The sequence below is a fragment of the Mesorhizobium sp. B2-3-7 genome (genome assembly GCF_006442695.1).
Taxonomy (GTDB): Bacteria; Pseudomonadota; Alphaproteobacteria; order Rhizobiales; family Rhizobiaceae; genus Mesorhizobium.
Map to the genome: position 1 here is coordinate 61,595 of NZ_VFVV01000008.1, position 22,985 is coordinate 84,579.

At 63.6% G+C, this 22,985-nt stretch carries 19 protein-coding genes; 14 read left to right on the forward strand and 5 right to left on the reverse strand.

Features of this window, described 5'->3' with window-relative positions; genetic code table 11:
• Positions 1-17 precede the first annotated feature (17 nt).
• The 3 genes from FJ940_RS16975 to FJ940_RS16985 form a co-directional block, all read right to left on the reverse strand.
• Positions 18-1,013 (reverse strand): ABC transporter substrate-binding protein, encoded by a 996-nt coding sequence (locus FJ940_RS16975; RefSeq protein ID WP_140513786.1) that lies wholly within the window; start codon positions 1,011-1,013, stop codon positions 18-20.
• Between the two features lie 336 nt (positions 1,014-1,349).
• Entirely contained in the window at positions 1,350-2,348 is a 999-nt protein-coding gene (locus tag FJ940_RS16980) for an aldo/keto reductase (protein WP_140657256.1), read from the reverse strand.
• A gap of 112 nt (positions 2,349-2,460) precedes the next feature.
• Entirely contained in the window at positions 2,461-3,966 is a 1,506-nt protein-coding gene (locus FJ940_RS16985) for an altronate dehydratase family protein (protein ID WP_140657258.1), read from the reverse strand.
• A gap of 251 nt (positions 3,967-4,217) precedes the next feature.
• Here FJ940_RS16985 and FJ940_RS16990 point away from each other — a divergent pair, with 251 nt between their 5' ends.
• The 6 genes from FJ940_RS16990 to gndA all read left to right on the forward strand — a co-directional run bounded on the left by FJ940_RS16990 (position 4,218) and on the right by gndA (position 10,071).
• Positions 4,218-5,120 (forward strand): GntR family transcriptional regulator, encoded by a 903-nt coding sequence (locus tag FJ940_RS16990; protein ID WP_140500297.1) that lies wholly within the window; start codon positions 4,218-4,220, stop codon positions 5,118-5,120.
• Positions 5,121-5,258: 138 nt separating this feature from the next.
• Positions 5,259-5,615, forward strand: a complete 357-nt coding sequence (locus tag FJ940_RS16995; RefSeq protein WP_140657422.1) for a DUF2946 family protein — start codon at positions 5,259-5,261, stop codon at positions 5,613-5,615.
• Positions 5,616-5,717: 102 nt separating this feature from the next.
• Positions 5,718-6,260: a copper chaperone PCu(A)C gene (locus FJ940_RS17000; RefSeq protein ID WP_140522558.1), complete on the forward strand. Its 543-nt coding sequence runs from the start codon at positions 5,718-5,720 to the stop codon at positions 6,258-6,260.
• A gap of 38 nt (positions 6,261-6,298) precedes the next feature.
• Positions 6,299-6,817 carry a YcnI family protein gene (locus FJ940_RS17005; protein ID WP_140657260.1) on the forward strand — a complete coding sequence of 173 codons (519 nt, stop codon included), beginning with the start codon at positions 6,299-6,301 and terminating at the stop codon, positions 6,815-6,817.
• Between the two features lie 52 nt (positions 6,818-6,869).
• A complete protein-coding gene (locus FJ940_RS17010; RefSeq protein ID WP_140657262.1) occupies positions 6,870-8,507 on the forward strand; it encodes a copper resistance CopC/CopD family protein in 1,638 nt (545 codons plus the stop codon).
• Between the two features lie 115 nt (positions 8,508-8,622).
• Entirely contained in the window at positions 8,623-10,071 is a 1,449-nt protein-coding gene (gene gndA / locus FJ940_RS17015) for an NADP-dependent phosphogluconate dehydrogenase (RefSeq protein WP_281405881.1), read from the forward strand.
• Between the two features lie 102 nt (positions 10,072-10,173).
• On the opposite strand, the gene FJ940_RS17020 is transcribed toward gndA, so the two are convergent.
• Positions 10,174-11,217, reverse strand: a complete 1,044-nt coding sequence (locus FJ940_RS17020; RefSeq protein ID WP_140500287.1) for a LacI family transcriptional regulator — start codon at positions 11,215-11,217, stop codon at positions 10,174-10,176.
• A gap of 403 nt (positions 11,218-11,620) precedes the next feature.
• On the opposite strand from FJ940_RS17020, the gene FJ940_RS17025 reads away from it, so the two are divergent.
• The 8 genes from FJ940_RS17025 (at position 11,621) to FJ940_RS17060 (ending at position 19,589) form a co-directional block, all read left to right on the forward strand.
• Entirely contained in the window at positions 11,621-12,859 is a 1,239-nt protein-coding gene (locus FJ940_RS17025; protein WP_140558365.1) for an ABC transporter substrate-binding protein, read from the forward strand.
• A gap of 99 nt (positions 12,860-12,958) precedes the next feature.
• Positions 12,959-13,852: a sugar ABC transporter permease gene (locus FJ940_RS17030; RefSeq protein ID WP_140500283.1), complete on the forward strand. Its 894-nt coding sequence runs from the start codon at positions 12,959-12,961 to the stop codon at positions 13,850-13,852.
• A complete protein-coding gene (locus FJ940_RS17035; protein WP_140657266.1) occupies positions 13,845-14,780 on the forward strand; it encodes a carbohydrate ABC transporter permease in 936 nt (311 codons plus the stop codon). Before FJ940_RS17030 ends, FJ940_RS17035 begins: the two co-directional genes overlap by 8 nt.
• Positions 14,780-15,880 carry a sn-glycerol-3-phosphate ABC transporter ATP-binding protein UgpC gene (gene ugpC / locus FJ940_RS17040; protein WP_181165360.1) on the forward strand — a complete coding sequence of 367 codons (1,101 nt, stop codon included), beginning with the start codon at positions 14,780-14,782 and terminating at the stop codon, positions 15,878-15,880. Before FJ940_RS17035 ends, ugpC begins: the two co-directional genes overlap by 1 nt.
• Before the next feature lie 39 nt (positions 15,881-15,919).
• Entirely contained in the window at positions 15,920-16,666 is a 747-nt protein-coding gene (locus FJ940_RS17045; RefSeq protein WP_140657268.1) for a sugar phosphate isomerase/epimerase, read from the forward strand.
• Positions 16,667-16,677: 11 nt separating this feature from the next.
• Positions 16,678-17,820 carry a Gfo/Idh/MocA family oxidoreductase gene (locus FJ940_RS17050; protein WP_140657270.1) on the forward strand — a complete coding sequence of 381 codons (1,143 nt, stop codon included), beginning with the start codon at positions 16,678-16,680 and terminating at the stop codon, positions 17,818-17,820.
• 134 nt (positions 17,821-17,954) lie between these two features.
• Complete coding sequence (mgrA, locus tag FJ940_RS17055) at positions 17,955-19,001, forward strand: L-glyceraldehyde 3-phosphate reductase (RefSeq protein ID WP_140657272.1); 1,047 nt, start codon at positions 17,955-17,957, stop codon at positions 18,999-19,001.
• Positions 19,002-19,184: 183 nt separating this feature from the next.
• Complete coding sequence (locus FJ940_RS17060; RefSeq protein ID WP_140500273.1) at positions 19,185-19,589, forward strand: Fur family transcriptional regulator; 405 nt, start codon at positions 19,185-19,187, stop codon at positions 19,587-19,589.
• A 39-nt stretch (positions 19,590-19,628) separates the two neighbouring features.
• On the opposite strand, the gene polA is transcribed toward FJ940_RS17060, so the two are convergent.
• Entirely contained in the window at positions 19,629-22,580 is a 2,952-nt protein-coding gene (gene polA, locus FJ940_RS17065; protein WP_181169822.1) for a DNA polymerase I, read from the reverse strand.
• Positions 22,581-22,985 lie beyond the last annotated feature (405 nt).

Consider the following 22,985-nt stretch of genomic DNA (forward strand, 5'->3'; position numbering starts at 1 on the left):
GTTGCGCGTGCCGATGCTCAGTTGAGCTTCGGGTTGAGCAGCGCGTCGATCTTGGGATCCTTCATGTTGGCCTTGGTGACCAGGTTGGCGCCGGTGTCGACATTGGTCTCGACCTTTTCGCCCTTGGAGGCGGCAAGTGCGGTCTTGATGCCGTCATAGCCCATCCGGTAGGGATCCTGGACGACGAGGGCGGAAATGACGCCGTCGTTGAGGAACTTGATCAGCTTCTCGTCGCTGTCGAAGCCGACCAGCGCCAGCTTGCCGCCGAGGCTGTTTTCGGCGACAGCCTGCCCGACGCCCTGCGCCATGATCAGGTTGGAAGCGAAAATTCCCTTGAGGTTCGGATTGGCCGTGATCAGGTCGGTGGCGATATTGAGGCCGGTGGTGGCCTGGCCGTCGGCATATTTGTCGGCGACCAGCTTCAGGCCTGGATACTTCGCCTTGAGCTGTTCGATGAAGCCCTGCTTGCGCTGTTCGAGCGAGCCGGCACCAGGCGTGTTGGTGATCAGGGCAACGTCGCCCTCGATCTTGCCGCCATTGGCTTCGCCGATGGCCGCTGCGAGCCCGTCAGCGGCAACGCGGCCGCCCTGGACGTTGTCGGTGGTCAGGAAGGAGGTGAAGGCCTTGGAGTCGGCGCCGGAATCGATGCCGATAACCTTGACCTTGGCGGCGGCTTCGTCGATCGGCTTGCCGAGCGCCTTGAACTCGGTCGGCGAGATGACGATCGCCGCCGGATTGCTGGCAACGGCGTTTTCGAGGATCGAGATCTGGCCGTTGACGTCAGTTTCTGCCTGGGCGCCGAGCTCCGGCACGTTGACGCCGAGATCCTTGCCGGCCTTGCGGGCCCCGGCCAGAACGATCTGCCAGTAGAAGGACGTGGTGTCCTTGACGATGATCGGAATGGTCACGTCCGCCGCCGAAACCGGCGCCGAGTGCATGACGCCGGCAAGCATCGACGCGGCCGCCAGCGCCATGACTGCGCGGCGATTGAGAATGCTGGTCACGAATTTCATGGAATTCCTCCCTAGGTCGCCCGGTGAACGATACGGAAGCTCGGTTCGGATAGGCGTAGCCAAACAGAACTTTATCAATAAAAAACAGTTGCAGCATTTTGATAGTGCATCGATCCGGTCGATGCAAGCGGTGTTTATGCCATCCTCGGGGCACGGCGGTCATGACCGCACTGGCGCCTTGCTCTCCCCACGCTGCCCGACGCTTCCGTTTCGCGTGACTAACGTATGGAATATTAATTCCATAAATTAGTCAATATAGAATGCCCGTTCCTTCTTCGGTTCGTGGGATCGTGAAGCCCCGCGGTCGCACGCCTTCGCCCGGGCGGACGGGGCACTTCATGCCAATTCCTGCACTACGGTGTAGGGGCGGTATCTGGCGTAGTCCGCCTGAGGCACGTCGACATCAAGCAGTTCGAGATTGCGGGTCAGGTTCGCCAGCTTGGCGGTGCCGGTCAGCACGGTGGCGACCGAGGATTCATGGAGGGGGAACTGGAACGCGGCGGCGGCGAGCGGGTAACCACCTTCGGCGGCGATCCGCTCCATCGCGCCGACGCGGTCGAGCACGTCACCGCTGGCGGGCTTGTAGTCGAAATGGGCGCCCTGCACCGGTCCGGTCGCCAATATGCCGGAGTTGAACACACCGCCGATGACCAGCGAAGTCTGTCGGGCGCGGCAGAGCGGCAAAAGTTCGGCTTCGGCGCTGCGATCGAGCAAGGAATAGCGGCTGGCGAGCAGGATACAATCGAGCGGCGCGCGACGCATCACGTCGAGACATATCCGGACTTCGTTGACGCCGAGCCCGTAGGCGGAAATGACGCCGGAGTTTTTCAGTTCTTCGAGCGCCTTGAGCCCACCGTCCATCAACTGGCGAAAGTGCATTTTGGTCTTCTCGACGCCATGCGTGTACACGCCGATGTCGTGCACAAACAGGATGTCTATCCTGTTTAGACCAAGCCGCGCATAGCTGAAGTCGACCGAGCGCATGATGCCGTCATAGGAATAGTCGTAGTCGAGCGCGAAGGGCAGCGGATCGACATAGGAGTGATCGGGAACCTGATCCTCCGGAACGGGCCGGAACAGGCGCCCGACCTTGGTCGACAGCACATAGGAATCGCGCGGCTTATAGCGCAGGAAGTCGCCGAAACGCCGCTCCGACAGGCCGAAACCATAGAAGGGCGCGGTGTCGAAATAGCGCAGGCCCGCCTCCCACGCGCCTTGCAACGTTTCCATCGCCGCCTCGCGCGAACAGGCGCGGTAGAGCCCGCCGATCGCGGCACCGCCGAAGCTTACTTCGGTGACCTCGAGCGCCGTCTGGCCGATGCGGCGTTTTTCCATGCACAACCTCCCCGTTGCCCGCCATTATCCGGCGCGGCAGATTCCAAGACCTCAAGCCGCAGCATTCCAGGAAAGTTCGCGGCCACTTTCCGGACTGCGCGACTTCAAAGAGTTAGAGCGTCGCGCCGAGATGCCAGGGCACGAACTCGTTGTCGCCGTAGCCGAAATCCTCGCTCTTGGTCTTGCGGCCGGAGGCCGTCTCGACGATCAGTTCGAAGATCTCGCGGCCCATGCCGGCGATGGTCTTCTCGCCGGAGGCGATGACGCCGCAATTGACGTCCATGTCCTCTTCCATCTGATGATACATGGTCGAGTTGGTGGCGACCTTGATCGACGGCGTCGGCCGGCAGCCAAAGCAGGAGCCGCGGCCGGTGGTGAAGACGATGATGTTGGCGCCGCCCGCCACCTGGCCGGTGGCGGACACCGGGTCGTAGCCGGGCGTGTCCATGAACACCAGCCCGCTGCCGGTGACCTTTTCGGCATAGCCGAAGACGCCGTTGAGCGGCGTCTGGCCGCCCTTGGCTACCGCGCCCAGCGATTTCTCCAGGATGGTGGTGAGGCCGCCGCGCTTGTTGCCGGGCGAGGGGTTGTTGTCGATCGAGGCGCCGTGCTTGGCGACGTGGTCCTCCCACCACTTGACGTAGCCGTCGAGCTTCTTGGCGATCTCGGTCGTCGCGGCGCGATAGGCGAGCAGATGTTCGGCGCCGTAGATTTCCGTCGTCTCGGAGAGAATACCGATGCCGCCGACGCCGGCCAGGATGTCTACGGCAGCGCCCAGCGCCGGATTGGCTGTGATGCCTGACATGCCATCGGAGCCGCCGCATTGCAGGCCGACGACGATCTCGCTGACCGGGATGGGTTCGCGCTTGAGCTGGCCGACTTCCTCGGCGATCTCGGCCAGCACGCCCATCGCCTTTTCGACCGATTTGCGCGACCCGCCGGCATCCTGGATGTTGAAATGGCGTTTACCGGCGGCCGCACCCTTCTGGCCGTACAGCGTGAGCTGGTTGACCTCGCAGCCGAGCCCGACCATCAGCACACCGCCGAAATTGGGATGGCGGGCATAGCCGGCCAATGTGCGGTGCAGCACCATCATCCCGTCGCCGGTGGCGCTCATGCCGCAGCCCTGGCCGTGGACGATCGGGACGAAGCCGTCGATGCCGGGATATTTTGGCAGCAGCGTGCGGTTGGCTGCGTCGGCGATGGCGTGGCAGACGGTGGCCGAACAGTTGACGCTGGCGATGATGCCGATGAAGTTGCGCGTGCCGGCGCGGCCGTCGGCGCGGCGATAACCCATGAAGGTGCGGGCGCGGTCGGCCTCGGTCGCATGCTCGGCCTCGCTTGGCGGCACCACCGGCAGGCGGCCGGCCTCGAACACCAGATTGTGCGAATGGACATGCTCGCCGGGCGCGATGTCCTGCGTGGCGCGGCCGATTGCCTGGGCATATTTGACCACGGCGGACCCGGCGGGAATCGGCTTGATCGCCACCTTGTGGCCGGGCTCGATGACGGCGGCGGCAAGCGCGCCGCCGGGCAGCGCGGTGCCGGTCTCGATGCGGCCGTTGGCGACCGCGACATTGTCGGCTGGGGACAGAAGAATTGAGTTGGAGGCGTTCACGGGCGTTTCCTGGGGTGATCCTGGGAGGCGCGGATTGACACGCGCTTGTTAAGAGTTAATGTCTTTTATCGTGAAAAAACAGTTTTGCGTCAATTGTTTTTTCCGGCAGTTCCTGTGCGGCTGGATGAGTAGCGGCGCTGCAACCGGTAAGCGAGCCCTCGGCAAAGCGATTCCGCTTTCGAAGGTGATAGGAACGTCATATTGCGCTTCAAGCCGGCCGCCGCAAGCGCCGGCCAGCGATGGGTCAGGGCATGTCGAAGAGCAACAACGTCTACAAGGATGCCTATAACAGGTGCCTCAGGCTGCTCGACGAGACGCGCAGCCTGCCTTCGGAACCGGAACTGGGTACGCTGCTCGGCGTCAGCCGCACCACGGTGCGCAGCATCCTTGCGCGCATGGAAGAAACCGGACTGATCGCCTGGAACAAGCGCGCCAAGACGGTGCTGCGTGAAACGCGCCCCGATGATTTCTTTCCCGAGGAAGAGACCGACACACTGGCCGAGATCATCGAGCGGTCGTTCATGCGCAGGCTGCTCGCCGGCGGCGCCGAGGCCGGCATGCAGATCAACGAGCTCGAACTGGCGCGCGAGATCGGCGTCGGCACCACCAGCGTGCGCGAGTTCCTGATCCGCTTCTCCCGCTTCGGCCTGATCGAGAAGCGCCGCAATAGCCATTGGGTGCTGAAGGGTTTCACCCGCGCCTTCGCGCTGGAGTTGACGGAAATCCGCGAGATGTTCGAGCTGCGCTCGGCATCGGCATTCACCGCACTGCCGCAGGACAGCGCGGTGTGGGCTGATCTCGACAATCTCGAAGAGGAACACCGCGGCCTCGCCCGTGACATCGCCACGCGCTTCAACGAATTCTCCGAGCTCGACGAGCGCTTCCATCGGCTGATTCACCGCGCCTCGCACAACCGCTTCATCGTCGATTTCTATGATGTCATCGCCATGATCTTCCATTACCACTACCAGTGGAACAAGGCGCAGGAGCGCGAGCGCAACGAAATCGCGATCGGCGAGCATCTGGCCTATATCGCGGCGCTAAAATCACGCGACCTGGGCAAGGTCGATGCCGCCTGCCGCAAGCATTTGAAGTCGGCGCGCCAGACGCTGCTGACCTCGATCCCCGAGAGCCGGCACCCACAGAGGCCCTGATCGCGCCGCGTTGCCGCAGCACCGATTTGCCGATTTTCCGTCTCTTGCTGCCGTGGTAGACATCTTCCGGTGATCGCTTGAAGATGCAGATGGTTTGAACAGGCAAGTCATTTGACCAAAAAGGGGAGACGGTGGAGCATTCCGGTCGCGCTTATCGCGGCCTACCTGCTGCTGCTTCAGTCGACGCTGAGCGCATTCGCCTTCGCCACCGGACCGGCCGCCTCGCAAATCGACGCCTTCGGCAACGTCATCTGCACCCACGAGGGCACTGCCCAGCTTCCCGATGGCGGCCCGCATCCGTCGCATCTGCCGGCATGCTGCATGCTGGGCTGCAGCATGGTTTCAGCGGTCTTTGCGCCGCCACCCGATGCCGGGCTTGCGCTGGCCTCGCTTTCGTTCGAAGCCGTCGTTTTCATCTTTCCGGCGGCCACGCATCTCAATTTCGCGCGCCAGCGGTCCCCGTCGAACCCGCGCGCGCCGCCGCTTTCGGCCTGAGCCTGCTGTACGCTCGGCGGAACCTTCCGCCGGTGCTTTCATCCAAAGAACGAATCGTTCGCGACCGGCCAACGGCGCGATCCCCTATTCATGGAGCAAACCATGTCCCAAGCTTTTCATATCGCGGCGCCTCCTTCGGGCGGCCGCACCAAATTCCTGCGCCGTTTCAATGAACGTGTCGGCCTTGCCGTGCTGGCGTTTGTGCTCTTGTTCTTCGGTGCCCAGGCCGTCTGCGCGCATGAATTCAAGGCCGGCGATCTCGAGATCGAGCATCCCTGGTCGCGCGCGACACCCACAGGCGCCAAGGTGGCCGGCGGCTATTTCACCATCACCAACAAGGGCAATGCACCCGACCGGCTGCTGTCGATTTCCTCCGACGTCTCCGAAAAAGCAGAGCTGCATGAAATGGGCGTCAAGGACGGCGTCATGACCATGCGGCCGGTGACGGGCGGCCTGGAAATCCCGGCCGGCGGCAAGGTGGCGCTGGCGCCCGGCGGCTATCACCTGATGTTCATCGGCCTGAAGCGGCAACCCAAGCAGGGCGAAGAATTCGCCGCCACGCTGACCTTCGAAAAGGCTGGCGCCGTCAACGTCGAGTTCGCTGTCGAAGGCATGGGCGGTGGCATGGACGACCACGCCAATTGACCGCGCCATCCACAACTATTGAATTCAGAGGGACCATCATGAACAAGTATCTTTTGTCGGCCGGCGCGCTTCTGGCGCTGGGGACCAGTGCCGCCTTTGCGCATGTCACGCTCGAAACACAGGAAGGGGCGGTCGGTTCGACCTACAAGGCCATCCTGCGGGTGCCGCATGGCTGTGACGGCAAGGCGACGACCGCCGTGCGCGTGCAGATCCCGGAAGGGGTGATCGCGGTGAAGCCGATGCCGAAGCCCGGCTGGACGCTGCAGACCAAGAAGGGCAAGTACGAGAAATCCTACCAGCTCTACGGCCAGGCGGTGGCCGACGGCGTCAAGGAGGTCGATTGGAGCGGCGGCAATCTGCCGGACGAATTCTACGACGAGTTCGTCTTCCGTGCGATGCTGACGGCAGACCTCCCGGCGGGTCAGAAACTCTATTTCCCGGTGGTGCAGGAGTGCGATGGCGCCGCCGACCACTGGATCGAAATCCCGGCGGCCGGGCAGGACGAAGACGCCCTGGAGAACCCCGCGCCCGGCATCAAGCTCACGCCGAAAAAGTAAACTCTCGCGGCGCGCTCCATGTCAGGAGCGCGCCGCATTTCATGGCAATGACATGACGGTGATATTCCCTTTCAGGACGGTTCGCGCGGCCGGCAAGCTCATCGGCCGGGTTTCTGCTGGGCTGCTGGTCGTGGCCGTGCTGCTGATTGCCATGGCGGCGACAAATCAGGCTTTCGCCCACGCCGCGCTGATCAAGACCGATCCGGCCGACGACGCCGTGCTGTCGCAGGCCCCCGCGCAATTCGCGCTGACTTTCAGCGAACCGGTCTCGCCGCTGGTGCTGACGCTGGTGAAGCCCGACGGCACGCCCGTTCCGCTGACGTCCTTCCGCCTCAGCGACCAGACCGTCGTCATCGACGATCCGCAGGCACTTGGATCGGGCACGCATGTGCTGAGCTGGCGGGTCATCTCCGCCGACGGTCATCCGGTCGGCGGCTCTCTGCTGTTTTCCATCGGCGCGGCGAGCCAGCCGCCGACTGTCTCCGAAGCCGTCGACTGGCAATTGCGCTCGGCGATCTGGATCGGCAAGGTCTGCCTCTATATCGGCCTGTTCCTCGGCGTCGGCGGCGCCTTCGCCCTCGCTTGGCTGGCGCGGGGTAGCCGTGCCGGACAGCGCTTCGTTGCCGCCGCAATCCTGTGTGGGCTGGTCGCGGCACCCATGTCGCTTGGCTTTCAAGGGCTGGATGCGCTCGGCGCGCCGCTCTCGCATATGGCGCAGCCGGCCATCTGGACCGCCGGTCTCGGCACCAGCTTCGGCTGGACGGTGTTGATCGCGTTGATCGCGCTCGGGCTCGGCCTTTTGTCGCTGGCCGGACCGCGCGCGGCCGCCAGGCCCCTCGCGCTCGCCGGCCTGGCCGGAACGGGCCTCGCGCTCGCCGCCAGCGGCCACGCAAGTGCCGCCGAGCCACAATGGCTGACGCGGCCGATGGTGTTCCTGCACGGCGCCGGCATTGCCTTCTGGGCCGGTGCGCTGGCGCCGCTCGGACTCGCGCTGAAACGGCAGGATGCCGAAGCCGTCACGTTCCTTCGCCGGTTCTCCGCCGCTATCATGCCGGTGGTGGCCTTGCTCGCCGCCGCCGGCGTGGTGCTGGCTGTTATCCAGGTGCAAACACCCGCAGCGCTGGTCAACACCGCCTATGGCCGGCTGCTGCTGGTCAAGCTTGCGCTGCTGGTCTTCCTGTTCACGCTCGCCGCCGTCAACCGCTGGAGATTGACGGCAATGGCCGAGGCGGGGGCGACGGAAGTGCGGCGCAGGCTCACCCGTTCGATCGGCGTCGAAATACTGATCGTGCTCGCCATCTTCGGTGTTGCCGCCGGCTGGCGCATCACGCCGCCGCCGCGGGCGCTGGCGATTGCCGCGGCGCAGCCGGTGTCGGTTCATATCCACGCGCTGAAGGCGATGGCCGACCTCAGCATCACGCCCGGCCATGCCGGGCCGGTCGCCGCCTCGATGATCATCATGACCGGTGATTTCGGGCCGCTCGACGCCAAGGAGGTGATGCTGGTGCTGTCGAAGCCGGACTCCGGCATCGAGCCGCTGAAGCGGGCGGCGACAAAGTCCGATGACGGCAGCTGGCGTGTCGACGATCTCGTCATCCCGGTTCCTGGCCGGTGGATGGCGCGCATCGACATACTGGTCTCCGACTTCGAGATGGTGAAGATCGAGGCGCCTGTGGACATCAGGCCGTGATGGCTCTCCAACACAATTCGGCGAGGCGGTTGACGCGAGCCTGAAGGCCCGTCAATCATCCCTGGCAGGATGCATCTTGGCGAAACCCCGGCAATCGCGGGCTCGAACAAACAAGATCCGAAAGCAGGGAAGAAACATGGAACAAGCCGAAATCGGCCTGATCGGCCTTGGCACGATGGGCTCCAACCTGGCGCTCAACATCGCCGAGCACGGGCACCGCATCGCCGTTTTCAATCGCACCAAGGCGCGTACGGATGCCTTTGTCGAGAATGCCGGCGCGCTCAGGGATATGGTTGTCCCCTGCTACAGCCTGGAAGAACTTGCCGCCGCGATCCGGCCGCCGCGTCCGATCATCATCATGGTGCTGGCCGGCAAGCCGGTCGATGAACAGATCGCCGCATTGCGCGGCGTGCTGTCCCATAACGACATCGTCATCGATGCCGGCAACGCCAATTTCCGCGACACGATGCGGCGCTTTTCCGAGCTGGCGGGCTCCGGCCTCACCTTCATCGGCATGGGCGTGTCCGGCGGCGAGGAGGGTGCGCGCCACGGGCCGTCGATCATGGTCGGCGGCACCGAAGAGTCCTGGAAGCGCGTCGAGAAGGTGCTGACGGCAATCTCCGCCAAGTTCAAGGACGAGCCATGCGCGGCCTGGCTCGGCGCCGACGGCGCCGGCCATTTCGTCAAGACCATCCACAACGGCATCGAATATGCCGACATGCAGATGATCGGCGAGATCTACGGCATCCTGCGCGATGGCCTGGGCATGGCGCCGAAGGAGATCGGCGCCGTATTCGCCGGCTGGAACAAGGGCCGGCTCAACTCCTACCTGATCGAGATCACCGCCAAGGTGCTGGCGTCAGATGATCCCAAGACCGGCAAGCCGGTGGTCGACATCATCCTCGACCGCGCCGGCCAGAAGGGCACCGGCAAATGGTCGGTTATCGAGGCACAGCAACTCGGCATTCCGGCGACCGCCATCGAGGCGGCGGTGGCGGCACGCGTCCTGTCATCGATCAAGGACGAGCGGCTTGCGGCGGAAAAAGCCTATGGCAACATCGGCGTCACCAGGATTTCGGGCGACAAGGCAGACCTGCTCAAGGATCTGGAACTGGCGCTGTTCGCCGGCAAGATATCAGCCTACGCGCAAGGCTTCGCCGTGATGAGCGGCGCTTCGAAGGCGTTCAACTGGAACCTGCCGATGCCGACCATCGCCAAGATCTGGCGTGCCGGCTGCATCATCCGATCGCAGATGCTCGACACCATGGCCGAAGCCTTCGGCCGCGGCGGCGCTTCGACCAATCTCCTGATGGCGCCGGCCTTCATCACCATGATGCAGGAGGCGCATCCGTCACTGCGGCGCGTCGTGGCCAGGGCTTCCGAAGCCGGATCGCCGGTGCCGGCGCTGTCTTCGGCCCTTGCCTATTTCGACAGCTATCGCCAGGGCCGCGGGACCTCGAACCTGATCCAGGCACAGCGTGATTTCTTCGGTGCGCATGGCTTCGAGCGTATCGATGACAAGGGCGCCTTCCATGGACCCTGGGGGAGCGGCGCCGCCGGCTAGCGGTTCAGCGTTTCGCGGAACGGCGTACCGCTCTATCTCTTTGTTTTTTGGGCAATGCCTTAGGAAAGCTACGCGGGAATTGCTCTGGCGGCGGGGCTTCAATCAGCCGCGATAGGCCACAACTTCGCCCGGCGCGCTGAGTGACTGCAGCGAGCCGGGCGCCGCGCCGCCGATCCAGCCGAGCACGGCGCGGGCGAGCTCGGAGCCGGCCAGCCGGAAGTTCTCGTTGACGATCAGCAGTTCCCGGCGGAACAGATGCAGCAGTTCCGACGACTGCTTCGACACCACGTCGATGTCGCGGCCGAGTTTCAACCCGGCGTCCTCGATGCCGGCAACAATGGCAAGCGTGGCGGCCGCGGCGCTGCTGACGATGCCGTCCGGCCTGATGTCGCGCCGCATCAGCTGCGCGGTCCTCATCCTGATCTGCTCGATCGAGTGGTCGATCGAAACGGTGTTGAACGGCACCTCCGAGGCGCCGACTTCGCTCAGCGCGTCGGCAAAGCCGTTCACGGTGTGGCCGTGATAGGTCAGGCCGACCGGCGGCGTCACCAGAGCCAGCCGACGCCGGCCTAAGCCGGCCAGATGGCGCACCGCCTCGGCCGCGAAGGCGTAATTGTCGAAATCATGATAGGGGTGCACGAGCCCCATATCGGTGCGGCCGTGCGTTGCAAAAGGTATGCCGCGCTCCAGCATGTAGCGGGCCCTTGGATCGTTGGGCTGCGTGCGCGAAATGATGACGCCATCGGCGGAGCCAGTCTCCACCAGATAACGCACCGGATCCAGCGGATCCTGCGAGCGCGAGTAGGGCGTGACGATCAGATGGTAGGGCGTATCGGCGATGACTTCGGTGACGCCGTAGATGATGTCCGAGACAAAGCTCATGATCTCGTGCTCGGTGTTGAGCACGAGGCTGATGACGTTGGTCTTGCCGGTTCGCAGGCGCACGCCGGCGCGGTTCGGCCGGTAACCGATCTGCTTGGCCACGAGCTGGACGCGGCGCCTGGTCTCGGCGCCGATCTCCGGCGCGTCCTTCAGCGCCCGCGACACGGTGGTGACGCCGAGCCCGGTCATGAAGGCAAGCGTCTTCAGCGTCGGCCGCTCCCTGGCCGACGTCTCGTCATCGCTGTCCGTGCGCCGTCTGTCCATTCGTCCCGCCCCGTCAGGCGCTTAGCAGCCGCCGGCCAGGCCGGCAATCGCCGCCGTCGCTCCCATGGCGCGTCTCCTTAGCTGAACAAGCCTATACTGAAACGTTACAGATTGTCACGACCGGTGTTCGACCAGGCTGTGGCCGAGGTCGAAAGTCCGCATGGGCTCGCCGCCGAAAAGCGTTGGGAATCAGCAGGAAAGGCATTGGGAGCAAGCTTCTTGCGAGCTTTCTGTCTTGCCATGTGGGATTTTGCGCATTGCGCTGCACAACGGGCTCCATCCCGAAAGGATTTTGTTCGCGCCTCGAAAAATATCGAACTGACTTTCAAGGGAAGGGTTGCGCATATCTTGCAATTGCCGTATCGAAAATCTGTAACGTTTCAGATTCTGGGAGGAAACCGAAATGCGATACAAATTCCTGACCGCCGCGCTTGCGGCGACGGTGGCGTTGAATTTTGCCGGGCCGGCGGCCGCAACCGATCTGGAAGTCACCCATTGGTGGACATCCGGCGGCGAGGCCGCGGCGGTCGCCGAACTCGCCAAGGCCTTCGACGCAACCGGCAACCACTGGGTCGACGGCGCCATCGCCGGGTCCGGCGGCACGGCGCGGCCGATCATGATCAGCCGCATCACCGGCGGCGACCCGATGGGCGCCACCCAGTTCAATCACGGCCGGCAGGCGGAAGAGCTGGTGCAGGCAGGCCTGATGCGCGACCTCACCGATGTCGCCACCAAGGGCAAGTGGACCGAGGTCGTGCGGCCGAAGAGCCTGCTCGACGGTTGCACCATCGACGGCAAGATCTATTGCGTGCCGGTCAATATTCACTCCTGGCAGTGGCTGTGGCTGTCGAACGCGGCCTTCGAGAAGGCGGGCGTGCCGGTGCCGAAGAACTGGAACGAATATGTCGCCGCCGCCCCGGCGCTGGAAAAGGCCGGCATCGTCCCGCTCGCGGTTGGCGGGCAGGCCTGGCAGGCGTCGGGCGCATTCGACGTGCTGCTCGCCGCGGTGGGCGGCACCGACACCTTCCTCAAGGTCTACAAGGACAAGGATGCGACGTTCGCCGCCGGTCCTGAAGTCGCCAAGGTCTTCAAGGCCGCCGACGATGCGCGCAAGATGGCCAAGAACACCAATGTGCAGGACTGGAACCAGGCGACCAACATGGTCATCACCGGCAAGGCCGGCGGCCAGATCATGGGCGACTGGGCGCAAGGCGAATTCCAGGTCGCCGGCAAGACAGCCGGCAAGGATTATACCTGCCTTCCCGGGCTTGGCCTGAACGAGGTCATCGCCACCGGCGGCGACGCCTTCTACTTCCCGCTGCTCAAGGACGCCGACAAGTCCAAGGCGCAGGAAGTGCTGGCCGAGACCTTGCTCGATCCCAAGACCCAGGTCGCCTTCAATCTCAAGAAAGGCTCGCTGCCGGTGCGCGGCGACGTCGACCTCAACGCTGCCAACGATTGCATGAAGAAGGGGCTCGACATCCTGGCCAAGGGCGCCGTCATTCCCTGGACGGACCAACTGCTCTCGCAGGACAGCCAGAAGCAGAAGGAGGACCTGTTCTCGGAGTTCTTCGCCAAGCCCGACATGACGCTCGAAGAAGCGCAAAAGCGCTTCGCCGACATCATCGCCTCGGCCGATTGACCGCCGACGAGCCGTCTCGCTCCCGACCCGGCCACCGCAGGGCCGGGAGCGAGGCGTGCTGACCTTGCCGCCCTTACCCGATCCAGCATGGCTGCACCGATGAGCAAGAGCGAACGCCCGAGCCAACTCTTCCGCAACCTCAACGCGAAGGTCGCCTCGATCCCGATGATCCTCACCGCGCTGGTGGTGTTCGTCGGCGGCACAGCCTGGACGGTGCTTTATTCCTTCACCAATTCGAAGCTTCTGCCGCGGCTGCATTTCGTCGGGCTCGACCAGTACTACCGGCTGTGGGCGACGCCGCGCTGGCTCGTCTCGATCGAGAATCTCTTGATCTACGGCGTGCTGTCGCTCGTCTTCTCGCTGGTAATCGGCTTCCTGCTCGCCGCCCTGCTCGACCAGAAGATCCGTTTCGAGGACACGTTCCGCACCATCTTTCTCTATCCCTTCGCGCTTTCCTTCATCGTCACCGGCCTCGTCTGGCAATGGCTGCTCAATCCCGATTTCGGCATTCAGGGAGTGGTTCGCGACCTCGGCTGGACAAGCTTCAATTTCGATCCGCTCTACAATTCGAGCATCGTCATCTACGGCATATTGATCGCCGCGCTGTGGCAAGGCACCGGGCTGATCATGTGCCTGATGCTGGCCGGCCTGCGCGGCATCGACGAGGACATCTGGAAGGCCGCGCGGGTGGACGGCATCCCCACCTGGAAGACCTATCTCTTCATCATCATCCCGATGATGCGACCGGTCTTCATAACCACGCTGGTGATCATCGCGTCGGGCATCGTCAAGGTCTACGACCTCGTCGTCGCGCAGACCAGCGGCGGTCCCGGCATTTCCTCTGAAGTGCCAGCCAAATATGTCTACGACTACATGTTCTTCGCCCAGAACCTCGGCCAGGGTTTTGCCGCCTCGACCATGATGCTCTTGTCGGTGATGATCGTCATCGTGCCGTGGGCCTATCTCGAATTCGGGGGCCGCAAGCGTGTCTGATCATGCCGTCTCCCTGGCCGCGTCCCCCGCCGCCATTCGCGCCGATGCCTCGGGGCCGAGCGGACCGAAGCCCCGGCACATGTTGTCGCGCCGCAACATCTTCCTGTACGGCACGCTCATCGTGGTGGCGCTCTATTACCTGCTGCCGCTCTACGTGATGGTTGTCACCTCGCTCAAGGGCATGCCGGAAATTCGTCTCGGCAACATCTTCTCGCCGCCGGTCGAGATCACGTTCGAGCCGTGGGTCAAGGCATGGTCGCAGGCCTGCACCGGTCTCAACTGCGACGGTCTCTCTCGCGGCTTCTGGAACTCGGTGCGCATCACCGTCCCCTCGGTGATCCTGTCGATCGCAATCGCCTCGGTGAACGGCTACGCGCTGGCCAATTGGCGCTTCAAGGGCGCCGACACGTTCTTCGTCATCCTGATCGTCGGGGCCTTCATCCCCTATCAGGTGATGATCTATCCGATCGTCATCATCCTGCGCGAGATCGGCCTCTATGGCAGCCTGAGCGGCCTGGTGATCGTGCATTCCATTTTCGGCATGCCGATCCTGACGCTCTTGTTCCGCAACTATTTCACCTCCATGCCGGAGGAACTGTTCAGGGCTGCGCGCGTCGATGGCGCCGGCTTCTGGGGCATTTATCTGCGCATCATGTTGCCGATGTCGCTGCCGATCTTCGTCGTCGCCGTCATCCTGCAGGTGACCGGCATCTGGAACGACTTCCTGTTCGGCGTCGTCTATACGCGCCCCGACACCTATCCGATGACGGTGCAGCTCAACAACATCGTCAACTCGGTGCAGGGGGTGAAGGAATACAATGTCAACATGGCCGCCACCATCCTGACCGGGCTGGTGCCGCTGGTCGTCTACTTCATTTCCGGCAAATTGTTCGTGCGCGGCATTGCCGCCGGCGCGGTGAAAGGGTGATGTCGATGGCGGCAAACGGCACCAGCGTTTCGATCCAGGACCTGTCGCTGAACTTCGGCTTGGTCTCGGTGCTGCAGACGCTCAACCTCGACGTCGCCGAGGGCGAGTTCATAGTGCTGCTCGGACCCTCGGGTTGCGGCAAGTCGACCTTGCTCAACTGCATCGCCGGACTGCTCGACATTTCGGACGGCCGCATCTTCATCAAGGGCAAGAACGTCACCTGGGAAGAGCCCAAGGACCGCGGCATCGGCATGGTGTTCCAGTCCTACGCACTCTATCCGCAGATGACGGTGGAGAAGAACTTGTCCTTCGGGCTGCGCGTCGCTGGCGTGCCCAAGGACGAGATCGCGAAGCGCATAGCGCGCGCCGCCGAGATCCTGCAGATCGAGCCGCTGTTGCAGCGCAAGCCCGCGGCGCTCTCCGGCGGCCAGCGTCAACGCGTGGCGATCGGGCGCGCGCTGGTGCGCGACGTCGACGTGTTCCTGTTCGACGAGCCACTGTCGAACCTGGACGCCAAGCTGCGCTCCGAACTGCGCGTCGAGATCAAGCTTTTGCACCGCAAATTGCAGAACACCATGATCTACGTCACGCATGACCAGATCGAGGCGATGACGCTGGCCGACCGTATCGCGGTCATGCGCGGCGGCGTCATCCAACAACTCGACGCGCCGCAGACCATCTATAACAAACCGGTCAACCGCTTCGTCGCCGGCTTCCTCGGCTCGCCGGCGATGAACTTCATCGACGGCAGGCTCGAGAAAGACGCTGGCAACTGGTTTTTCGTGGCCGACAATCTCAAGGTTCCACTCGGCACCTATCATTTCGACAAGCAACCGGAAGCCGGCCCTGCCGTGTTCGGCATCAGGCCCGAGCATGTCAGCCTGAACAGCGGCACGGGCTGGCCATTCTCGACGGCGGCCAATGTCGAGGTGGTCGAACCGATGGGGTCCGACACGCTGGTGTGGCTGAAGCTTGCAAAGCAGAATTTCAGCGTCCGGGTCACCTCGGAACGGACGCCCAAAAACGATGAGGCGGTGACGGTGGGCTTCGACCCGATGCGCGCCTCGCTCTTCGATGCCCAAACCGGCAGCCGCATCTAAAGCCCGATAACCATCCCCCAAGCAGAACGGACAAAGACGATGAACTGGTCATTCCAACTTTACAGCGCGCGCAATTTCCAGCCCTGGGAAGGCGTGCTCGAGATGCTCGGCAAGTTCGGCTACACAGAGGTCGAAGGCTTCGGCGGCGTCTATGACGATCCCAAGGCCTTCCGCGCTCAACTCGACAAAAACGGCCTTGCCATGCCGACCGGGCATTTCTCCATCGATGCGCTGGAGAAGGATTTCGACGGCGTGCGCAGGATAGCTGAAGCGCTCGGCATCAAGCTTTTGATCTGCCCCTTTCTCATGCCTGAGTCCAGGCCTTCGGACGCTGCCGGCTGGCGCGGCTTCGGCGAGCGCCTGGCCAAGGTCGGCGAGACGGCGAAGAAGGGCGGCTACGGCTTTGCCTGGCACAATCATGATTTCGAGTTCAAGAAACTCGCCGACGGCTCGCTGCCGCAGGATCACATCCTGGCTTCCGCGCCCGACATCGGCTGGGAGATGGATGTCGCCTGGGTGGTGCGCGGCGGCGCCGATCCGCTGCCCTGGATCGAAAGGCACGGCAAGCGCATCGTTGCCGTTCACGTCAAGGACATGGCAAGGCCGGGCGAGGGGCTGGACGAGGACGGCTGGTCGGATGTCGGCCACGGCACGATCGACTGGGCCGGCCTGATCAAGGCGCTGCGGGCCAAGAGCGCGGCCAAATATTTCGTCATGGAACAGGACAATCCCAATGACATCGAGCGCTTCGCCCGCCGTTCGATCGCAACCGTAAAGGCCTATTAGGAACAAGCATCATGGCAAACAAACTTGGCGTCGGCGTCATCGGCTGCGGCAACATCTCGAAGGCATATTTCTCGCTGGCGCCGCTGTTTCGCGGCATCAGGATGCGGGCTTGCGCCGATATCAACATGGGCGCCGCGAAAGCGCGGGCGAAGGAGTTCAAGCTGCGCGCCGAGACGGTCGAGGACCTGCTCAAGGCCGACGACATCGAGATCATCGTCAACCTGACCATTCCGGCCGTGCACTATGAAGTGTCGAAACAGGTGCTCGACGCGGGCAAGCATGTCTATTCGGAAAAGCCGTTCGTGCTTTCGGTCAAGGAGGGGCTCGACTTGAAGAAGCGGGCGGAGAAGAAGGGACTTCGCATCGGCTCGGCACCCGACACCTTCTTCGGCGGCGCGCATCAGCTGGTGCGCAACCTGATCGATACCGGCAAGCTCGGCAGGATCACCAGCGGCACTTGCCATGTCATGGGGCACGGCATGGAGCACTGGCACCCCAATCCGGACTTCTTCTTCCAGCCGGGTGCCGGCCCCGTGCTCGACATCGGGCCGTATTACATCACCAATCTGATCCAGCTGATCGGACCGGTGAAGCAGGTGGCGGCCTTCGCCACAACCCCGGCCAAGGAACGCACGATCAGTTCGAAGCCGCGCGCGGGCGAAAGGATCCCGGTCAACACGCCGACCACCATCCACGGCCTGCTGGAGTTCGAGAACGGAGCCGTGATCACACTCAACACCAGCTGGGACGTCTGGAGCCACGGCCATGCGCCGATGGAGCTCTATGGCGAGATGGGGAGCGTATTCGTGCCGGATCCGAACTTCTTCGGCGGCGACGTGCGCTTCACCGAAGCGGCCAAGCCGGTCAAGAAGCTGCCGAAATGGCAGCATCCGTTCGGCGTGCCCAATGAGATGCATTCGCAGGGCATGATGGCCAATTATCGCACCGCCGGCCTCGCCGACATGGCGATTGCGATCTCCGAGGGCAGGCCGCACCGCTGCTCGATGGAGCTGGCGCTGCACGCCGTCGACGTCATGACGGGAATCCTGCGCTCGGGCGAAACCGGCAAATTCGTCGCCATGCAGACCACCTGCGAACGTCCAGCCGCGCTCGGCATCAAGGAAGCCAAGGCGCTGATGGCGAAGAAGAGCTAGATCGCGGATTATCGATAATTTTGATGAACCCTCTCCCCGTTTTCGCGGGGAGAGGGTAAGGGTTGGTGCGCAGGGCCTGCGCGTCGCGTTCGCGATGACAGTGCCCAGTCCATCCAGCTTCGAGGATTTTCCCCATGCCCTATCTCGCCGCCGAAAACCGCTACGAAAAAATGGTCTATAACCGCTGCGGGCGGTCCGGCCTGAAGCTGCCGGCGATCTCGCTGGGGCTGTGGCACAATTTCGGCAACGACACGCCGCACACGACCAAGCAGGCGATCGTGCGCAAGGCCTTCGACCTCGGCATCACGCATTTCGACCTCGCCAACAATTACGGGCCGCCGCCCGGCTCGGCCGAAATTGCGTTCGGTGAGATACTGCGCACCGACTTTGCCGCCTACCGCGACGAACTCATCATCTCGACCAAGGCCGGCTACGAGATGTGGGCGGGGCCCTACGGCCAATGGGGCGGACGCAAATATTTGCTGGCCAGCCTCGACCAGAGCCTGAAGCGGATGGGGCTCGACTATGTCGACATCTTCTATTCGCACCGCTTCGATCCGGATACGCCGCTGGAGGAAACGATGGGCGCGCTCGACCATGCGGTGCGCGCGGGCAAGGCACTCTATGTCGGCATCTCATCCTACAATTCGCAGCGCACGCGCGAGGCGGCCGATATACTGAAGCGGCTCGGCACGCCTTGCGTAATCCATCAGCCGAGTTATTCGATGCTGAACCGCTGGGTCGAGGACGATGGCCTGCTCGATACGCTCGATGGGCTGGGCGTCGGCTCCATCGTGTTCTCGCCGCTGGCACAGGGCATGCTGACCGACAAATATCTCGGCGGCATCCCCGAGGGCAGCCGTGCCTCCCAGGGCAAGTCGCTGCGGCCGGCCTTCATCAACGACAAGACCATCGCCAACATACAGGCATTGAACGCGATCGCGGGCCGCCGCGGCCAGACGTTGGCGCAGATGGCGCTGGCGTGGGTGCTGCGCAAGGGCAAGGTGACATCGGCGCTGATCGGCGCCAGCCGGCCGGAGCAGGTGGAGGACTGTGTCGGCGCGCTGGAGGCGCCCGACTTCAGCGACGCCGAGCTTGCCGAGATCGACAATTATGCGCGCGAGTCCGACATCAATCTGTGGGCAGCCTCGGCCGAGCGCAATGGCCCGCCGAGGAAGTAGGCATCGGAGCCGGCAAACGACAACGGTGGGAGCCCTCCCGCCGGTATCGTTTGCGGAATGCCGCGCCAGCGCGTTTCAACAGAGGAGTAGCAAAGACAGCGGTTCGTCGCTATCTGAATGGGACGGGCCGTTTGCATATGGAAACGGCCTGTATGTGACACAAGGCAGGTCGGAAACAGGATCATGGCGGCAAGGGATGTGCTGACGAAGAACCAGCTGTGCGTGCTCGAGAAACTCGAGGCCGCCAGCGGGCCGCTCAGCGCCTACACCTTGCTTGACCAGCTGCGCGAGCGGGGTTTCCGCGCGCCGCTGCAGGTCTACCGCGCGCTCGACACGCTGGTGAAGTCCGGCTTCGTGCATCGGCTGGAAAGCCTCAATTCCTTCGTCGCCTGCGTCGAACCGCACGATCACAGCCATTCCATGACCGCTTTCGCCATCTGCGACACATGTGGCCAGGTGAGCGAAATGTCCGACCATGATGTCGGCCACCGGCTGGACGAATGGGTGCGCTCCACCGGCTTTGCCGCCAAGAAGGCGGTGATCGAGTTCCGCGGGACATGTGCCAAGTGCCGGGCGCAAGCTGCCTAGTCTAAGGTGTATCGATATTCAGGTGATGCCGGCCTGGCGCTAGTGCGCCTCGTCCCAATTGTTCGCCGCTCGAGCGTCCACATGCAGCGGCACCGACATCGACACCGCCGGCATGGCCGCGTTCTCCATGACATGGCGCACGACGGGGATCGTCGCCTCCACTTCCGCCTCGATCGTCTCGAAGATCAGCTCGTCATGCACCTGCAAGAGCATGCGGGCCGAAAGCCTGGCCTTCTCCAGCGCCTCGTCCATGCGCACCATGGCGCGGCGGATGATGTCGGCGGCGGTGCCTTGCAGGCGCGCGTTGATCGAGGCGCGCTCGTTGAAGGCGCGGATCGAGGGATTGGAAGACCGGATCTCGGGGTAGTGGATGCGGCGGCCGAAGATGGTTTCGACGAAACCGTGCTCGCGGGCATAGGCCTTGGTCTCTTCGATATAGTCGCGGATGCCGGGGAAGCGCTCGAAATATTTTTTGATGTAGTTGCTGGCCTCCTCGCGCGGGATCGACAGCTGGTTGGCAAGGCCGAAAGCCGAGATGCCGTAGATGATGCCGAAATTGATCGCCTTGGCGCGGCGGCGCACTTCCGAAGGCATGCCCTCCACGGGCACGTTGAACATTTCCGAGGCCGTGATGGCGTGGATGTCGGCGCCGTCGGCGAAGGCCTGCCGCAATTGCGGGATCTCGGCGACATGGGCGAGCACGCGCAATTCGATCTGGCTGTAGTCGGCCGAAACCAGGCGGTTGCCCTTGTCGGCGATGAAGGCCGTTCTGATCCTGCGCCCCTCGGCGGTGCGCACCGGGATATTCTGCAGGTTCGGGTCGGAGGATGACAGCCGCCCCGTCGTCGTCGCGGCGAGCGCGTAAGAGGTGTGGACGCGCTTGGTGTCCGGGTTGACGAAGCCGGGCAGCGCATCGGTGTAGGTCGATTTCAGCTTGGTCAGCTGGCGCCAGTCGACGATCTTGCGCGGCAGTTCGTGGCCTTCGGCGGCGAGGTCTTCCAGAAGCTGCGCCGAGGTCGACCATTGGCCGGTCTTGGTCTTGGAGCCGCCGGGCAGACCCATGCGGCCGAACAGGATGTCGCCGAGCTGCTTGGGCGAGCCGATGTTGATGCGCTCGCCGACGAGCTGGTAGATTTCTTCCTCGAGCCGGGCTGCGCCCTGCGCCAGTTCGCCCGACAGCCGCGACAGGATCTGCCGGTCGACCGAGATGCCGCGCTGTTCCATGCGCGCCAGCACCGGCACCAGCGGCCGTTCCAGCCGTTCATAGACCGACACCAGGCCCTTGGCGGCGAGCCGCGGCTTCAGCACCAGCCAGAGCCTGAGCGTCACATCGGCGTCCTCGGCCGCGTGGGCGGTCGCCTTGTCGACGTCGACCTGGTCGAAGCCGACGGAATTTTTCCCGGAGCCGGTCACGTCCTTGAGCTGAAGCGGACTATGGCCCAGCCATTTCTCGGCAAGCGCGTCCATGCCGTGGCCATGCGAGGTGCCGGCATCGAGCACGTAGGAGATCAGCATGGTATCGTCGAAGGGGCCTACGTCGATACCGTAGCGGCTCATGATGACGAGATCGTATTTCAGGTTCTGCGCGATCTTGAGGACAGACTTGTCCTCGAGCAGCGGTTTCAGCACGGCCAGCGCCTCGCGCAGCGGGATCTGGTTGTCGATCGGACCACCGCCGAGCAGGTCGCCATTTCCGCTCCTGTGGGCGAACGGCACATAGGCGGCGCGACCTGGCGCCGTCGCCAGCGACAAGCCGATCAGTTCGGCCTGCATCGGATCGGGCGACGTCGCGCGGGCATCGAAGGCGACGATGCCGGTCTCCAGCGCCTCGGCGACCCAGGCCTTCAGGCTGGCGACATCGCGGATGCATTGATAGGCCGAAATGTCGATCTTGCGGGCGGTGGCGGCCTCCAGGCGAAGCGCCGACAGAAGCGAAGGGGTGTTGCCCTCCTTCGTGCCGCCGGCTGCGGCTAGGGCCGTCTCGCCGTCCTGCTTCGCCTCGGCGCTGGGCGCGACCGGCGCGCCGGCGCCGACATCCGGCCCATGCGCGGAGTCGGCGCGTTCGACCGTCACAGCGATCGCCTGGACGTCGCTTGCCTCGGTTCCCGTGGTTTCCGCCACGCGGCGGGTCAGCGAAGAGAATTCCATGGTCTTGAGGAAGCCGATCAGCTTCGGCCCGTCCGGCGCGTGCAGGACGAATTCGTCCAGCCCCTCGGCCACCGGCACATCGTTCTTCAACGTCACCAGCTGGCGCGAGATGCGCGCCTTGTCGGCATTGGCGATGATGGATTCGCGTCGTTTCTCCTGCTTGATCTCGCCGGCGCGCTCAAGCAGTCCGTCTAGGTCACCGAACTGTTCGAGCAATTGCGCCGCAGTCTTCGGTCCGATGCCCGGCACGCCGGGAACATTGTCGACGGAATCGCCGGTCAATGCCTGCAGGTCGATCATCTTCTCCGGCGGCACGCCCCATTTCTCGATGACCTCGGGAATGCCGATCTGGCGATCCTTCATCGGATCGTACATGCTCACCGTCGGGCCGACCAACTGCATCAGGTCCTTGTCGGAGGAGATGATGGTGGTGTCGCCGCCGGCCTCGCAGGCCAGACGGCAATAGGTGGCGATGAGGTCGTCGGCCTCGAACCCTTCCATCTCAAGGCAGGGCAGGTTGAACGCCCTGGTCGCCTGACGGATGAGGCCGAATTGCGGGATCAGGTCTTCCGGCGGCGCCGAACGGTTGGCCTTGTATTCGGGATAGAGGTCGTTGCGGAAGGTTTTCGACGAATAGTCGAAAATGACCGCGAAATGCGTCGGCACGATGCCGACATCGGTGTTGCGCGCATCCTGCATCAGCTTCCACAACATGTTGCAGAAGCCGGACACGGCGCCGACCGGCAGGCCGTCGGACTTGCGGGTCAGCGGCGGCAGCGCGTGATAGGCACGGAAGATGTAGCCGGAGCCGTCGACAAGAAAGAGATGATCGCCTTTTTTCATGCGGGCAGGGATAGCGCGGCGCGGCGGCTTGGTCCATGCCAAAGGCACCGCTTCCAGCAACACCCTGACAGGCAGGCGACAGGTTGGTTGGAAAGAGGTGAAATCGGCATTATTTTCGCCCGCGGGACTGCCTAGCTCCGTCCGTCCAACGGCCGCTCACGGCCATGTTACAAAAGTGTAATATTCGTGCCCTTGAATCGCCACGTTCGAGGACACAGATAAATGGCATCGGCAATTTTCGCCGACGTCCGGAGCAAGGCCCGTCCCCCGCCTATCCCGGACACCTGCGGCAGCCTATCCCCCCTCTCCGGGCTGCCGCATCGTTTCGAGTAGAAGGGCCGCCGTGGTTCCCCCTCCACCACGGCGGTCTTTTTTGTTTCGAATACGCGCTTGAGCCCGTGGTCC

Coding starts and splice junctions, on each gene's coding strand:
- FJ940_RS17025 (WP_140558365.1), top strand. CDS start 11,621: ATGCGATACAAATTCCTGACCGCCGCGCTTGCGGCGACGGTGGCGTTG.
- FJ940_RS17000 (WP_140522558.1), top strand. CDS start 5,718: ATGTCCCAAGCTTTTCATATCGCGGCGCCTCCTTCGGGCGGCCGCACC.
- FJ940_RS17010 (WP_140657262.1), top strand. CDS start 6,870: ATGACGGTGATATTCCCTTTCAGGACGGTTCGCGCGGCCGGCAAGCTC.
- FJ940_RS16975 (WP_140513786.1), bottom strand. CDS start 1,013: ATGAAATTCGTGACCAGCATTCTCAATCGCCGCGCAGTCATGGCGCTG.
- ugpC (WP_181165360.1), top strand. CDS start 14,780: ATGTCGATGGCGGCAAACGGCACCAGCGTTTCGATCCAGGACCTGTCG.
- FJ940_RS17045 (WP_140657268.1), top strand. CDS start 15,920: ATGAACTGGTCATTCCAACTTTACAGCGCGCGCAATTTCCAGCCCTGG.
- FJ940_RS17020 (WP_140500287.1), bottom strand. CDS start 11,217: ATGGACAGACGGCGCACGGACAGCGATGACGAGACGTCGGCCAGGGAG.
- FJ940_RS17005 (WP_140657260.1), top strand. CDS start 6,299: ATGAACAAGTATCTTTTGTCGGCCGGCGCGCTTCTGGCGCTGGGGACC.
- FJ940_RS17050 (WP_140657270.1), top strand. CDS start 16,678: ATGGCAAACAAACTTGGCGTCGGCGTCATCGGCTGCGGCAACATCTCG.
- polA (WP_181169822.1), bottom strand. CDS start 22,580: ATGAAAAAAGGCGATCATCTCTTTCTTGTCGACGGCTCCGGCTACATC.
- FJ940_RS17030 (WP_140500283.1), top strand. CDS start 12,959: ATGAGCAAGAGCGAACGCCCGAGCCAACTCTTCCGCAACCTCAACGCG.
- FJ940_RS16990 (WP_140500297.1), top strand. CDS start 4,218: ATGTCGAAGAGCAACAACGTCTACAAGGATGCCTATAACAGGTGCCTC.
- FJ940_RS16980 (WP_140657256.1), bottom strand. CDS start 2,348: ATGGAAAAACGCCGCATCGGCCAGACGGCGCTCGAGGTCACCGAAGTA.
- FJ940_RS17060 (WP_140500273.1), top strand. CDS start 19,185: ATGGCGGCAAGGGATGTGCTGACGAAGAACCAGCTGTGCGTGCTCGAG.
- mgrA (WP_140657272.1), top strand. CDS start 17,955: ATGCCCTATCTCGCCGCCGAAAACCGCTACGAAAAAATGGTCTATAAC.